Consider the following 14,914-nt stretch of genomic DNA (forward strand, 5'->3'; position numbering starts at 1 on the left):
CCTGATACTTGATACTTGATACCTGATACTATAAAATGAAAACACTAAGGATTGATCTCCATATTCATTCGGTACTTTCACCATGTGGTGAACTGGAGATGAGTCCTGCCAATATAATATCAGAAGCGCAGGTCAGAGGACTTGATATCATTGCGATTACTGATCATAACTCCACCAGACAGGCGGGCGTGATCAGGGAAATGGGAAAGCAGATTGGCATTAAAGTCCTGTACGGTGCAGAGGTGACAACACGTGAAGATGTTCATGTGCTGTGTCTGTTTCAAAACAGGGAACAGGCAGGTGAGTTTCAGGTTTACCTGGATAAGCATTTGCCGGATATAAAAAATAAGGAACATCTGTTTGGGTTTCAGGTGGCAGTAGATGCAGAAGAACACATTATTCACAATGAGAAACGGCTGCTTTTATCGGCCATTGATCAAAGTATTGAGGATGTGGAAACGAAGGTTCACAGTCTGGGAGGATTGTTTATCCCGGCACACGTGGATCGTCAGGCATACGGACTGTATGCTCAGCTGGGGATAATGCCACAGGGATTGAAAGTGGATGCACTGGAGTTCTCCTACAATATGAAAGATAACGTACTGAAAAGGAAATATCCGGAAAGTGCGGATCATGTTTTACTGACCTTTTCCGATGCACACCGGGTGAACGATATTGGCCGGGCGGTGACTCTGATAAAAGCCAAAAAGCCAACATTCAGGGAGCTGAAAAAGGCCCTGAGAAATGAGAAGGGACGCCATGTGATTGGGTTTGAATATGAAGATGAACAGGTAGGATTTCAGGTGTGAAAGACATTGCATCACATATACTTGATATAACAGAAAACTCAGTGCGGGCAAAAGCTACACTGGTTTATATTTCGCTGGAAAAAGATATAACCAGGGATACACTTGTACTGGAGATTAAGGATGACGGCATTGGAATGGATGCTGACATGGTGAAAAATCTGACGAATCCGTTTTACACAACACGTAAAACCAGGAAAGTTGGGTTAGGCATACCGCTTTTGGTTCAGAACTGTGAGATGAGTGGAGGCTCTGTAGACATAAAAAGTGTACCGGGCAAGGGAACCGAACTAAAAGCAACGTTTGGCCTGTCACACATCGACCGTCCGCCCGAAGGTGAGATAGATGATGTGTTTGTCAATATTGCGACGGGGTATCCTGAGGTAGACTTTATCATGACGTACACGTCTGAAAAAGGTGTTTTTATGCTGGATACAAGGGAAGTAAAGCAGCTTTTTGAAGGATTGCCGATAAACGACCTTGACGTGGTAATGGGCTTAAAAGAAATAGTGAAGAATAACATAAAAGAACTAAAATAATTATCTAACAATCTTAAAAAACTGTCAGTTAGCTATGACAAAAGTTAAAACTCTCGATGATTTAAAAAAGCTCAGGGAAAACCTTCAGAACAAGATGGATATGAGGGAAAAAGGGCTGAATCCTGAAAAGGTAGTGCAGGTAAAAGTCGCTATGGCAACCTGTGGCATTGCTTCAGGAGCACGTGAAACGATGAACTTTTTCATCTCAGCTCTGAAAAAGCGCCAGATTGATGCTGTAGTAACCCAGACCGGTTGTATGGGCTATTGCTATGCGGAGCCTACCGTTGAGGTAACTATCCCGGGGAAGGAACCGGTTGTATTCGGACATGTGGATATGTCGAAAGCAGACGATATCATTGAAACCTATATTAAAGGTGGTCAGCTGGTGGATGGCGTTATTCCGGTATCGTATAAAAATATTCAGGAATAGGAGGACCCGGAATGACAGATACAAAATTTGACATACTGGTTTGTGCAGGTACCGGGTGTAAGGCATCACGAAGTGATGAGATCATTCAGAACCTCAAAACCGCTATACAGGAAAACGGCCTGGCTGAAGAGGCACAGGTTGTAGGTACGGGTTGTTTCGGCTTTTGTGAAAAAGGCCCCATTGTTAAGATCATGCCGGATAATACCTTCTACGTGCAGGTAACGCCGGAGGATGTGGACGAGATTGTAAAGGAACACCTGGTGAAAGGACGTAAAGTAAAACGTCTGCTTTATAATGACCCAAAGAAAAAAGAGTCCGTAAGTGATACACAGAAAATGGATTTCTACAAAAAGCAGTTGCGTATTGCGCTTAGAAACTGTGGTTTTGTAAATCCAGAAAACATAGATGAGTCCATTGCCAGAGATGCTTATGTGGCACTGGGAAAAGTGCTCACAGAACTGTCTCCGGAGCAGGCTATTCTGGAAGTTATTGAGAGTGGAATCCGCGGACGTGGAGGAGGTGGTTTTCCCACAGGAATAAAATGGGATATTGCCCGTAAAAACAAGGCGGATCAGAAATATGTGGTGTGTAATGCCGATGAAGGTGACCCGGGCGCATTTATGGACCGGTCCATCCTGGAAGGTGATCCGCATTCCGTGATTGAGGCTATGGCTATTTGTGGTTACTGTATCGGTGCCAGTAAAGGTCTGGTTTACATTCGTGCGGAATATCCGTTAGCGATCAAACGACTTAAAATAGCACTGGATCAGGCAAGAGAATATGGCTTGTTGGGCAACGATATTTTCGGAACCGGTTTTACGTTCGACATTGAACTGCGTTATGGTGCCGGCGCATTTGTTTGCGGTGAGGAAACAGCATTGATCCATTCCATGGAAGGGAAGCGTGGTGAACCAACACTGAAGCCTCCGTTTCCGGCAGAAAGCGGTTATATGAATAAACCGACCAATGTGAACAATGTGGAAACACTGGCTAATATTCCGGTAATATTCTTAAAGGGAGCGGATTGGTTCAATAAGATTGGAACCGATAAAAGCAAGGGAACCAAGGTGTTTGCCCTGGCCGGAAAAATCAACAATGTCGGGTTGATCGAGGTTCCGATGGGGATCACCTTACGCGAAGTTATTTACGATATTGGAGGCGGAATCAAAGGTGGTAAGAAATTTAAAGCGGTTCAGACCGGTGGTCCCTCGGGAGGTTGTTTAACGGAAAATCACCTGGAGACGGCCATCGACTTTGATAACCTGGTTGCTGCTGGTTCCATGATGGGATCAGGTGGAATGATTGTAATGGATGAAACCGACTGTATGGTGTCCATGGCAAAGTTCTTCCTTGAATTTACCGTGGAAGAATCGTGTGGAAAATGTGCACCTTGTCGTGTCGGAAACAAGCGTTTACATGAGATCCTGACAAAAATTACAGAAGGAAAAGCCACACGGAAAGATCTTGATATCCTTAAAAACCTTTGCAGTGTCATCAAAGATACATCACTGTGCGGTTTGGGGCAGACGTCACCGAATCCGGTTTTGTCAACCATGGAGAATTTCTGGGATGAATATATACAACATGTGGAAGAGCATAAATGTGCCGCCGGAACGTGTAAGGCATTAATGAAGTATTACATCACCGAAGAGGAGTGTGTGGGCTGTACGGCTTGTGCAAGAGCCTGTCCGGTTGGTGCCATAACCGGAGAAAAGAAGATGCTGCACACCATAAACCAGGAAACATGTATAAAATGTGGTGCGTGTATGGATAAGTGTAAGTTTAATGCCGTAATATTAAAATAGAAGAACTGTGGAATCTAAAAAAATAGTATCGTTAACCATCGATAAACATAAAGTAGTGGTCGAAAAAGGAACCACTATTCTGGAAGCAGCCCGTTCTGTTGGAATAGATATTCCCACGCTTTGTCATATGAAGCTGGATGATATGGGCATTGAAAACAAACCTGCCGGTTGCCGTATTTGTGTGGTAGAGGTGGACGGACGCCGTAACCTGGCACCGTCGTGTGCAACGGATGTGGCAGAAGGTATGATCGTAAGAACCAACAGCATGCGTGTTTTAAATGCACGCCGGACCGTGATGGAACTGTTGTTGTCCGATCACCCTGCTGACTGTCTTATTTGTCCTAAATCCGGTAACTGCGACCTGCAATCCATGGCACACCGTTTCGATGTGCGTGAGATCAGGTACCAGGGCGAACAATCCACGTACCGTGAGGACTTTTCTCCGTCCATCATCCGCGACATGGATAAATGTATCATGTGTCGCCGGTGCGAAACCATGTGTAATGAGGTTCAGACTGTAGGCGCTTTGTCCGGTATTAACCGCGGGTTTAATGCGGTAGTTTCACCGGCGTTCGAAATGGACCTTAAGGATTCCGTTTGTACCTATTGCGGGCAGTGTGTGGCTGTGTGTCCAACCGGAGCATTGACCGAGGTTAACCATACCAACGAAGTCATCCGGGCACTGGCTGATCCGGATAAAACAGTCATTGTTCAGACAGCGCCAGCCGTTAGGGCAGCCCTGGGAGAAGAATTCGGCTATGAAGCCGGAACACTGGTGACCGGCCAGATGGTTTCAGCGTTAAAAGAGCTGGGATTCGATTATGTATTTGACACCGACTTCGCTGCCGACCTGACGATTATGGAAGAAGGAACGGAGTTGTTATCCCGTCTGGAAAGACATCTGAAAGGCGATGAATCGGTTAAATTGCCGATCCTGACATCCTGTTGTCCTGCCTGGGTGAATTTTTTCGAAAAGCAGTTCCCCGATTTGCTGGATATTCCATCCACGGCACGTTCTCCGCAACAGATGTTTGGATCCATCGCTAAAACTTATTTTGCTGATAAACTGGGTATACAAAGAGAAAAACTGATTGTGGTTTCCATCATGCCTTGTCTGGCTAAAAAATATGAGCGTCAACGCGATGAATTTAAGGTGAAAAATGATCCTGACGTAAACTACGTTTTATCGACCCGCGAGCTGGCCAATCTGGTAAAACGGGCGAATGTGGAATTCAAATCACTGCCGAAAAAAGATTTCGACCGCCCAATGGGTGACTCATCCGGTGCCGCTGTTATCTTTGGTGCAACTGGTGGAGTTATTGAAGCGGCCGTACGTACAGCTTACGAACTTTATACAGGCAAGGAACTTGAAAAAGTGGACTTCAAACAACTGCGCGGTATGGAAGGTTTCCGTCAGGCAACCATCGATTTTGATGGCACGCCCATTCATATCGGTATCGCTCACGGACTGGGAAATGCCCGAAAATTGCTTGAATGTATTCAGACCGGGAAATGTGTGTATCATGCCATAGAAATTATGTCGTGTCCCGGCGGTTGTATCGGTGGTGGCGGTCAGCCCTTGCATCATGGAAAGAGTTCTATTCTCAAAAAGCGGGTGGAAGCTATTTACCGTGAGGATGCCGGAAAACCAATCCGTAAATCACACCAGAATCCGTACATCATTAAACTGTATGAAGAATTTCTGGGTGAGCCTATGAGTGAAAAAGCGCATCATCTGTTGCATACCAATTATTTTGACAGACAGGTGAAATTCCAGGAGGAAGTTAACGAATAAAGTATGAATCATGGCAGATAACATCACAATAAAACTTAAGAAACAGGATACTGAATTCATCAAAAAGATTTGTGCGGAATTCAGAAACGATAAAGGTGAACTGATCAATGTGTTGCACAAAACCCAGGAACACTTCGGCTATTTACCTGCAGAGGTTCAGGAATTGATCGCTGCAGAACTGAAAATGTCAGTGGCCAAGGTCTATGGTGTGGTGACCTTTTACTCCTTCTTCACCATGGTACCTAAGGGTAAAAATCCAATCTCAATCTGTACCGGAACAGCGTGCTATGTCCGTGGTGCAGAAAATGTACTGGATGAATTTAAAAAGCAGCTGGGCATTGAAGTGGGTGAGGTGACAACCGATGGCGAATTTTCGCTGAGCTGCCTGCGTTGTGTGGGTGCCTGTGGTCTGGCACCGGTGGTTATGGTAGGAGAAAAAACCTATGGCCGCGTAGCTCCCGAAATGGTAGCCGATATTGTTGCGGAATATAAATGATAAAAGTGATCGGATGACTTCAAGTCATCCGATCACTAAAAATAGAGTTTGGCGTAGTCTTTGGCTACGCCATTTTTTTATACGTGATGTCCCGTTTGCAAAAAAGATAACTGGTATTTTTAAGGTGGTCGCAATTTGCGACCACATATTCTTTTTTCATCAGTTGTTGAATGATCATGTTACTTTTTAGTATTATTCTTCGTTGTACAGAAAGAATTTTAGTACTTCGATCTGTAAAAAATGATTCAGATGAGAACCTGTTATTTTTACCTGCTAACTTTTATATTAATTGGAGCTACTTTTAAGGTAAAAGCTCAACACAATTACCTTATTCAGGGTGTATTAACAGATACGTTAAATAATCCGATAGAATATGCCAACATTGGTATATTTGATCAGAATATCGGAACCGTATCAGATGTAAATGGCAATTTTCAACTATTTGTACCAGCTGAATTTCTTGAGGATAGTATCACTTTCTCCAGCATTGGGTTTTATACAATGCGAATTTCAATTAAACAACTCGTAAACAATGATAGTGCAATGGTATGTTTAATACCAAAAATAGAGCGTATTAAAGAAATTAAGGTAATTGCTAAACCGTATAAAGTAAAAATCAGGGGAGCCAAAACCGATACTAAAAAAATTATTCTGGCTGTTACCGGAGATACCTCAAGTCTTGGTATCGAAAATGGTACAGTTATTAATTTGCCCAATAAATCTCCTGTTAAAATCAAGGATGTTAATTTCAATATAGCCAGTAATTATCTGGATTCTGCAAAATTCCGGTTAAAAATATATACTTACAGCAAGAACGAAATAAAAGAATGTTTGCTAAAAGAAAATATTTACTTTAGTATAACAAAAATGGATACAGGAAACTACAAAGTTGATTTAAGTAACTATAATATCTTTGCTTCAAATGCGGTTTTGGTTTCAATTGAGAATATTGCACTCTATTCTGCGAATACTGATAATGACAGAAGATTTTGGGATAGAATTAATATTTCCGGAACACTTTTAACTAAAGGATACAGAAGAAAAACAAGCTTGGGAAATTGGGAAAAAATACCATATTCTTTTGCGCCAGGTATTTGGGTTACCATATTAAAATTTAAATAAAAATTATCATTTTGAGTTCGAACAGGCATGAACTTTTATATAGCACCCGGATACTGTTGAACAACTCCACTTATCCTATTGTTTTTTAATCATAAAAACCGATATTTACTGAATTATTAAAACTATTATATGACATCAGGAATATTCTATCAGACGTTATTTGATAAGTCTTGTGTCTTGATTCTTGTGTCTTGTATCTAAAAAAGTACAAATGAAAAAACTTGCATTAATTTATTGGCCTAAAGGTGGCAGTGTTGAACATGCTGCAAAGATCATTAAAGAGAAATTAACTGATTTTTCCGTCTCATTTTTGTGTGTGGAAGATATAAGTGCAGATCAGTTAAGCGATTTCGACGTGTTTATTTTTGGTGGTTCAACAGTTGGGGCTGATTACTGGAGTAATAAAGAAACCGAAATGGCATGGCGACCATTTTTTGCAGAAATGGAGCAAAAGAATACCCGTTTAGATGGTAAAAAAGGTGCGCTTTTAGGACTCGGTAATCAGGTGCTTTATCCCGATAACTTTGTGGATGACATGATGTATATGAAGAAAAAGCTGGAAGCTGCCGGATTGCAGATTATTGGGGAAACGTCAACAGATGGGTATGCTTTTAATGAATCAAAAGCCATAGTAGATGACAAATTTGTCGGTTTGGCATTGGATGAGGACTCAGAACCCGAGTTGACCAATCAACGTATAGATAGCTGGTTGTCAAATATTTCAGGTAAGCTCTGAGAATTAATTTCTAAAAAGGCATAGTTTTATTTTGTAAATTGAATTGAAATCAGTTTAATTTGTACCCTATAAAATTAGTAGGATAAATGAGATATTTCCATACCAATATGATGTGTTGTTGTATGATGTTCTGCAGAACCTTGCGGAAGGAAATCTCATTGTCTGATATGAAGTAGAAATAAATAGTGTTAGATATGAAAGCCCTCCGCAAGTAGCGGGGGGCTTTTTTTGTTTTTAAGTTTTTAATTTCAATAAAATGGCAGATTTAATTTTTAAAGTTGACGGGAGTTCGGAAACAGCAACACGCCTGAATGCAGTTGCAAGGGATTTTAGTATTGTAGTGGATGAGCCACCTGCGCTGGGTGGTGAGGATAAAGGCGCAAATCCGGTGGAATACCTGCTGGCAAGCTATGCAGGATGTTTAAACGTGGTGGCTCATCTTACGGCACAGGAGCTTGGTATTGTACTTCAGGGCTTAAAAATCAGTGTAAGCGGGAATCTGAATCCTGATAAATTATTCGGTAATGAAACCGAAGACAGAGCAGGCTTTAAAAACATTGTAGTGGATTTTGAACCGGTGACTGTTGCATCCGAAGAAGAATTGGAGCACTGGGTAAAAGTAATTAAACAACGCTGTCCTATATATGATAATCTTAGCAATCCAACCCCTTTAAAACTCAATCTTAATCGAAAAGTAGCATATTCAAATTAAAAAAACTGGATCATGATTTATAATAATATCACAGAAACAATAGGAAATACACCTTTGATAAAACTGAATAAAATAGTTCCGGAAGACGTCAATGTACTTGTGAAACTGGAGTCTTTTAATCCGGGGAGTTCGGTCAAAGATCGAATTGCCCTAAGCATGATTGAAAAGGCAGAAAAGGACGGTCAGCTGGATAAAGATACGGTCATTATTGAACCGACAAGCGGGAATACCGGTATCGGACTGGCTTTGGTCAGTGCGGCAAAAGGCTATCGTTTGATCCTTACCATGCCGGAAAGCATGAGTATTGAACGCAGAAAAATTCTAAAAGCCTTAGGTGCAGAACTTGAACTGACGCCAAAAGAGGGAGGTATGAAAGGTGCCATATCACGTGCTTTTGAACTGGCAGAAAAATATGATAAAACCTTTATTCCGCAGCAGTTTAAAAATAAAGCAAATCCTGAAATACACCGTCTGTCAACGGCCCGTGAGATTTGGGAAGACACAAAAGGAGAAGTGGATGTCTTTGTAGCCGGAATTGGTACCGGTGGAACCATAACCGGTGTTGGAGAAGTTCTGAAAAATAAAAGGAACAGTGTGAAAATCGTGGCTGTTGAGCCTGAAAAATCACCGGTACTATCAGGTGGAGAACCAGGGCCCCATAAGATACAGGGCATCGGTGCCGGATTTATACCCGACATCTTAAATACAGAGATTTACGATGAAATTGTCCGAATTAAGGAAGAGTCTGCAATAGAAGCCGCCCGAAAACTTGGTGTGAATGAAGGGATTCTGGTCGGTATTTCATCAGGAGGAGCCCTTGCCGCAGGCCTTGAAATTGCATCCAGACCTGAGAGTAAAGGAAAAACGATTGTTATTTTGCTACCCGATACAGGAGAACGCTACTTATCAACCGCATTGTTCGATTATGAGCAAAGCGAAGTAAATTATCGTGTTACGATATGAGCTTTTCCAAAGTTTTAAACTTTGGAAAAGTCAACGACAATAAAAAATATTTCTTGGATGTTCTGACATCTGTGTAATTCTTGCTTTAACAAACAATTCAGCCACTGTTGGTAATCTTCCGGCAGTGGCTGTTTTGTTCTGGTTAAAGACAGAGATTCCTTTATTTTTGCAAAAGGTCTGAAAGAAGCAATCTATACGAAAATTGATAACTTCCATATCGGTAGCTTGTATAAGTTTTTGCATTAGGGTAAGTATGCTATGCTAAAGTTTAGGATATTAATTCTCCTGCCCATAATTTTTGTAGAAAAATTTGCCATGGTAAAACCAGGCAGTCCCCCATCTGACGAGGATATGTATCATTAGTAATTAATATTTGATTTTTTACAGTATATTCTTCTGCAAAATGCTGTAACCCTTTTGCATGGCGTGGAATGGCGTTGCGGGTTGATTTCACTTCAATGGCTGTTTCGTGGTCTCCTAAAATAAAGTCTACCTCAATTTGTGATGCTGTACGCCAATAATGAACAGGATAATTTAGTCCACTATAATGACTGTGGGCAGTAATTTCCTGATAAATAAAGTGTTCAAACGCATGCCCGAATGCTTCGCTTCCTATTTCAATTTCACCGCGTTTCAATAAGTAGTTAACAATCCCGATATCGAAAAAATAAAATTTTGGAGCTTGTATTACTCTTCTTTTTGGTTTTTTTTGAAAGGGAGGAAGAAATCTTCCGGTTAATGTATCGATGAGTATCTGAAAATATTCCCTGACGGTTGGAGCACTTACACCACATTCTGAAGCAATATTTGAATAGTTAATTATTTCTCCGTTTGAGAAGGCCGCCATTTCCAGAAACAATGAAAAAAGTGAGGCGTTTCTTATTCGTGCTTCCGCTATTATTTCCTCCTTTAGATAATTCCCAATATATGCAGATATCAATTTCTTAGGATTGTTAGATAGATAATGTCTTGGGAGCAGACCATTATTTAATGCCCTTTTTAAATCGAAATCTGGTATTTCTGCACTTGTTAGCGGGAATAATTCGTAACGCAAAGCTCTTCCTCCGAGTAGATTGGATTCGCTACGAATAATTTTCCTTGGACTGGAGCCACTTAAAATAAAATTATTATGGTTATTTTCTATAAGCCAATGGATTTCGTTAAGTAGTGCAGGGATTTTTTGTATCTCATCAATAATTATTGGTTTTTGTGGTTGGGTTGCCAATATAATTTCTCTAAGTTGTGAAGGTTTTCGGTTTAATTGTTCAAATATATCGGTTTTTAAAAGGTCAAACCATAATGAATCGTTAAACAAAGATTTTAACAATGTGCTTTTACCAGTTTGTCTGGCACCCCATAGAAATAAACTCTCATTTTCAGATCCTTCAAATATTTGTTTTCTTAAATACATGATAATTAAAATATATAGTTTTAAAATACATGATATTTAAAAGTAAATATATGAAATTTTATGTACATAATTAAAATTACGAATGATTTTTAGTAATCAGGACAATAGTCAATTTATTTTCCCAAATTTGTATTGATCCGGAATTGAGGGCTGCCATTTATGAAATACATCCTTTTTTTAGATACAGAGACATCGGGTATTCCCAAGCACTGGGATAACCCGGTTCTTTTTGAAAAAAAGTGGCCGTATATTCTTCAGATCAGCTGGGTGATTTATGATGAAGATGGTAATAAAGTTAAAAGCGAAAATCACTACATTAAACCCGGCCGGATAAGGATAACAAAGTCATCCCGGAAAATACACGGGATCACCTTAAAAAAGCTGGATAAAATAGGAGAGGACCGCAGAGAAGTTGTTGAACTGCTCGCGGCGGATTTTGAGTTTTATAAGCCCTTGATTGTAGGTCACTTTCTGGAATTCGATAAGAAAATGCTGAATGTGGGTTTTTACAGATCTGGCATTAAATACGATGCGGATCGCCTGCCAACTTTTTGTACGATGCAGCTGACGCGTGATGCCGGATTAAATCCCAATGGAACAGGTTATTTGCGTTTAAAGGATCTTTACCGGGTTTTATTCCACAAAAACCAACAAAATCCACATGATGCACTGAATGATGCAGAAACCACCGCCTTATGTTTTTTTGAATTGAAAAAAAGAGGCCTTATAACCGATCAGGTAATATCGGATCAGAAACAAAATATTGGTATACAAAGAAATGTTTATGCCATCCGGATAGCGAATATCCTGTTGTGGCTGATTATTGTAGCCGCACTGGTTCTGATTTTAAAATTTGTAATGTAACGAAGATGACAACCGAAGAACGAATAAAATTTTTACAACATACCAAACCTTTCGATTTGCTTCCAGTCGAAGTTCTGCAACACGTGGCAGAGCTCATGGAAGAGAAATATTATTCGAGGGAAACGCTAATCTACCGTCAGGATGAGACCAGGCTTGAGGGCATAGATGTAATTGCTGAAGGCCAGTATGACGCATTTTTTTATGACAGTAATAATGTACAGCGCCTTGATGAGGTGTATACAACCGGATATGTTTTTGGAGGCGGTTCTGTGCTCCTGAATAAGAAGGTTTCTATTCGGACAGTTGTTGCTAAAAAAGGCACACGGATCCTTTTTTTGGATAAGGTTGAGTTTAAGGAGATTTGCCGGAGTTTTAGTGGGTTTTTCAATTATTTCACCACACTGTTTGCACAGAAAGTACTAAATGATGAGTATGCTCATTTTGTGAAGCGCCATAATACGAGGGAGGGAAATTTTCTGGATGCCGATCAGATTTACAGTCGCCGGTTAAATGCCTTTGAGTCACGAGATGTGGTATTTTGTGCTCCATATACCTCTTTAAGGGATGCTGCAAAAATTATGAAGCAAAATAATGTCCCCTGTCTCTTTGTGGAGGAAAAAGGGCAGTACCTTGGTTTTGTGACCCACAGGAGCATCATTGAAAAGGGACTGGCTGAAAACTTCTCACCCGATGGTTTTGTAGAAGCGATTATGGAAACACCTGTTGTCGAAATGTCAGGTGAAACTCTGGTATATGAGGCAATACTTACCATGTTTCGCGAAAAAATTAACTATATCCTGGTGCGAACCGGCGATCATGTCGGGGTGCTTGATCGTCATAGACTGCTCTCTGAGCATGCACAATCACCTTTATTGTTTATTCAGTCTGTTAAATCTGCGTGGTCTGTTAAGGATCTGAAAGAAAAATGGGATCAGGTACCTGAAATTGTGAATCAGCTTTTAGGCAGAGGTGTAAATGCGTCTGTAGTAAACCAGATCGTAACCACCATTTCAGATTCTATACTGCACCGTGTCATCGAAGGTGTGCTGAAAGTTGTTCCTGAGCCACCTGCAAAATTTGCATTCTTTGTACTGGGAAGTGAAGGACGAAAGGAACAAACCCTGCTAACAGATCAGGATAATGCCATTATATACGAAGACAAAGCCAATGAACATCGCGAAGAGGTACGGGAATATTTTCTGCATTTTGCCACCCTTGTGTCCGAGAGGCTCGACCGGATTGGCTTCAGCTTTTGTAAGGGAGGATATATGGCACAGAATCCGGATTGGACTCATTCGCTGTCTCACTGGAAAAGAAACTACGAATCCTGGATTAATCAGGCCGGAAAGCAGTCTGCCATCAATGTAACAACATTTTTCGACTGCCGTTTTATTCATGGTGAACCGGAATTGTTGACCGGTTTATTCTCGCATGTAGATGCATTACTCGAAAAAGCCAGCTCAAAGTTTTATCTAAGCATGGCCAGTAACGCCTTGCTATACGAACCACCCATAACGGTTTTTAATACTATACGAACATTTGAAGATAAGGAGCGCAGGGTGGTGGATCTTAAAAAAGCCATGACACCAATTGTAGACCTGGCAAGGATGTTGTGTTTGAGAAATGGCATAAATAAAACCAATACTGGTGAACGACTGCTGGCTTTAAAAGAAAAAGGTGTTCTCAATCCTGATAATTATAAGGAGTTTAACCAGGCTTATTACTATCTGATGGGCCTGCGCCTGAAAGCTCAGGCAAAAAATATCATTCATGATTATCTGGAACCAAGCAACTTTATTGAACCATCTAGGCTGACTCAGGTGGAGCAGATTACATTAAAAGAGATTTTTAAAGTGATAAAGGATTTTCAGTCATTACTGAAGCTGGAATTTGGCATAACAGGTTTATAATTAGAACATGATAAAGGTACATATAATTACCATTGGCGATGAGTTACTGATAGGTCAGGTGATAGATACAAATTCTGCATGGATGGGAGAATACCTTTCAAGAGAAGGGTTTGAGGTTGCAGGAAAACAAAGTGTTAAAGATGACAGGAATGCAATTACCACAGCACTTGATTTTGCCCTGCTGCATTCCGATATTGTATTAATTACAGGAGGACTGGGCCCAACGAAAGATGATATTACCGTAAAAGTTCTGGCATCCTACTTCAATTCCGGATTTATATTTAACGATGAAGTTTTAAAGAACGTTGAACGCATCATTTTGCCACGGATCGGACATATCAATGCGCATAACCGTTCGCAGGCAGAAGTGCCTGAAAAAGCCAGGATCATTATGAACAGCCTTGGTACGGCTCCGATACTCTGGTTTGAAGAACATGGTAAAGTGGTGGTGTCCATGCCAGGTGTTCCCTATGAGATGAAGCATGCCATGACTCAGGATGTTGTGCCGCAGTTAATTGATAAGTTTAAACTTCAGAACCTGAATAAATACAAGACCATTGTGGTTTCAGGAATCACGGAAGCCGAGCTGGCTGAAAACCTGGCTGAATTTGAAAATGCTCTGCCTGAGAGCATTCGTCTGGCTTATTTGCCATCTCCCGGATATATTAAATTGCGACTGACCGGAAAAAATGCAGGTCCGGCTTATGATACCTATTTAAACAGGTTGAAGCATGAGGTGCGCAGTATATTGGTATCAGAGGATGAAATATTGCCTGAATGGATTCTGGCCGGACTGATATCGGATAAGAACCTGACTGTAGCCACGGCCGAAAGTTGCACCGGCGGTCTTATAGCGCATAAGATAACATCCGTGCCCGGAAGTTCAAAGTATTTTAAAGGTTCGGTGGTTGCTTATGATAATGCTGTGAAAATCGATTTGCTGGATGTTCCGGAAGAGTTGCTTGAACAATATGGTGCTGTATCGGAAGAGGTGGTCATAGCAATGGCACTCGGTGTGAGCAGGCGATTAAAAACTGAGATAGGGATAGCAACCAGTGGTATTGCCGGTCCCGATGGTGGTACGCCTGAAAAACCGGTTGGTACCATCTGGCTGGGATGGTGCATAAAAGGCGATTGCTTTGCAAAGAAACTCTCACTGCATTACACCCGCCAGGTTAACATAGAACGGACTGCCACCAATGCCCTGATGGCTCTGAATAAGTATTTGAAGGATATGTAATTATAAAAATGATTAACGGGAAATCGGATCAAACTGTTTGTTTACATCTCAGAAACTGAAACCCCGTATTTTTAATTGTCTTTTT

At 41.0% G+C, this 14,914-nt stretch carries 14 protein-coding genes; 13 read left to right on the plus strand and 1 reads right to left on the minus strand.

Annotated features, from left to right (window positions below):
• Nucleotides 1-35 precede the first annotated feature (35 nt).
• From ACE1EF_RS18970 to cysK, 10 genes are all read left to right on the plus strand, one after another.
• A complete protein-coding gene (locus ACE1EF_RS18970; RefSeq protein WP_375722280.1) occupies nt 36-809 on the plus strand; it encodes a PHP domain-containing protein in 774 nt (257 codons plus the stop codon).
• Complete coding sequence (locus tag ACE1EF_RS18975) at nt 806-1,345, plus strand: ATP-binding protein (RefSeq protein ID WP_375722281.1); 540 nt, start codon at nt 806-808, stop codon at nt 1,343-1,345. The genes ACE1EF_RS18970 and ACE1EF_RS18975 overlap by 4 nt, the downstream gene beginning before the upstream one ends.
• Nucleotides 1,346-1,379: 34 nt before the next feature.
• Nucleotides 1,380-1,775 (plus strand): (2Fe-2S) ferredoxin domain-containing protein, encoded by a 396-nt coding sequence (locus ACE1EF_RS18980; RefSeq protein ID WP_375722282.1) that lies wholly within the window; start codon nt 1,380-1,382, stop codon nt 1,773-1,775.
• Nucleotides 1,776-1,786: 11 nt separating this feature from the next.
• Complete coding sequence (locus ACE1EF_RS18985; protein ID WP_375722283.1) at nt 1,787-3,580, plus strand: NADH-ubiquinone oxidoreductase-F iron-sulfur binding region domain-containing protein; 1,794 nt, start codon at nt 1,787-1,789, stop codon at nt 3,578-3,580.
• A 7-nt stretch (nt 3,581-3,587) separates the two neighbouring features.
• Nucleotides 3,588-5,375, plus strand: a complete 1,788-nt coding sequence (locus ACE1EF_RS18990) for an NADH-dependent [FeFe] hydrogenase, group A6 (RefSeq protein ID WP_375722284.1) — start codon at nt 3,588-3,590, stop codon at nt 5,373-5,375.
• Between the two features lie 10 nt (nt 5,376-5,385).
• Complete coding sequence (gene nuoE, locus ACE1EF_RS18995; protein ID WP_375722285.1) at nt 5,386-5,871, plus strand: NADH-quinone oxidoreductase subunit NuoE; 486 nt, start codon at nt 5,386-5,388, stop codon at nt 5,869-5,871.
• Between the two features lie 249 nt (nt 5,872-6,120).
• A complete protein-coding gene (locus tag ACE1EF_RS19000) occupies nt 6,121-6,993 on the plus strand; it encodes a carboxypeptidase-like regulatory domain-containing protein (RefSeq protein WP_375722286.1) in 873 nt (290 codons plus the stop codon).
• Nucleotides 6,994-7,204: 211 nt separating this feature from the next.
• Nucleotides 7,205-7,729 (plus strand): flavodoxin domain-containing protein, encoded by a 525-nt coding sequence (locus ACE1EF_RS19005; protein ID WP_375722287.1) that lies wholly within the window; start codon nt 7,205-7,207, stop codon nt 7,727-7,729.
• Nucleotides 7,730-7,985: 256 nt separating this feature from the next.
• Nucleotides 7,986-8,441: an OsmC family protein gene (locus ACE1EF_RS19010; RefSeq protein WP_375722288.1), complete on the plus strand. Its 456-nt coding sequence runs from the start codon at nt 7,986-7,988 to the stop codon at nt 8,439-8,441.
• 12 nt (nt 8,442-8,453) lie between these two features.
• Nucleotides 8,454-9,404, plus strand: a complete 951-nt coding sequence (gene cysK / locus ACE1EF_RS19015; RefSeq protein WP_375722289.1) for a cysteine synthase A — start codon at nt 8,454-8,456, stop codon at nt 9,402-9,404.
• Between the two features lie 268 nt (nt 9,405-9,672).
• On the opposite strand, the gene ACE1EF_RS19020 is transcribed toward cysK, so the two are convergent.
• A complete protein-coding gene (locus ACE1EF_RS19020; RefSeq protein ID WP_375722290.1) occupies nt 9,673-10,815 on the minus strand; it encodes an ATP-binding protein in 1,143 nt (380 codons plus the stop codon).
• Between the two features lie 159 nt (nt 10,816-10,974).
• Between ACE1EF_RS19020 and ACE1EF_RS19025 the strand changes: the two genes are divergently transcribed.
• From ACE1EF_RS19025 to ACE1EF_RS19035, 3 genes are read left to right on the plus strand one after another with little or no spacing between them, the layout of a single operon-like run.
• On the plus strand, nt 10,975-11,679 hold the full coding sequence (locus tag ACE1EF_RS19025) for a 3'-5' exonuclease (protein ID WP_375722291.1): 705 nt from the start codon (nt 10,975-10,977) through the stop codon (nt 11,677-11,679).
• Nucleotides 11,680-11,684: 5 nt separating this feature from the next.
• Nucleotides 11,685-13,589, plus strand: coding sequence for a DUF294 nucleotidyltransferase-like domain-containing protein (locus ACE1EF_RS19030; RefSeq protein WP_375722292.1), 1,905 nt, complete (start codon nt 11,685-11,687; stop codon nt 13,587-13,589).
• Nucleotides 13,590-13,596: 7 nt separating this feature from the next.
• Nucleotides 13,597-14,829 carry a CinA family nicotinamide mononucleotide deamidase-related protein gene (locus tag ACE1EF_RS19035; protein WP_375722293.1) on the plus strand — a complete coding sequence of 411 codons (1,233 nt, stop codon included), beginning with the start codon at nt 13,597-13,599 and terminating at the stop codon, nt 14,827-14,829.
• Nucleotides 14,830-14,914 lie beyond the last annotated feature (85 nt).

Source organism: Quyinboa sediminis, from assembly GCF_042219855.1.
Taxonomy (GTDB): Bacteria; Bacteroidota; Bacteroidia; order Bacteroidales; family UBA5342; genus JBHJHP01.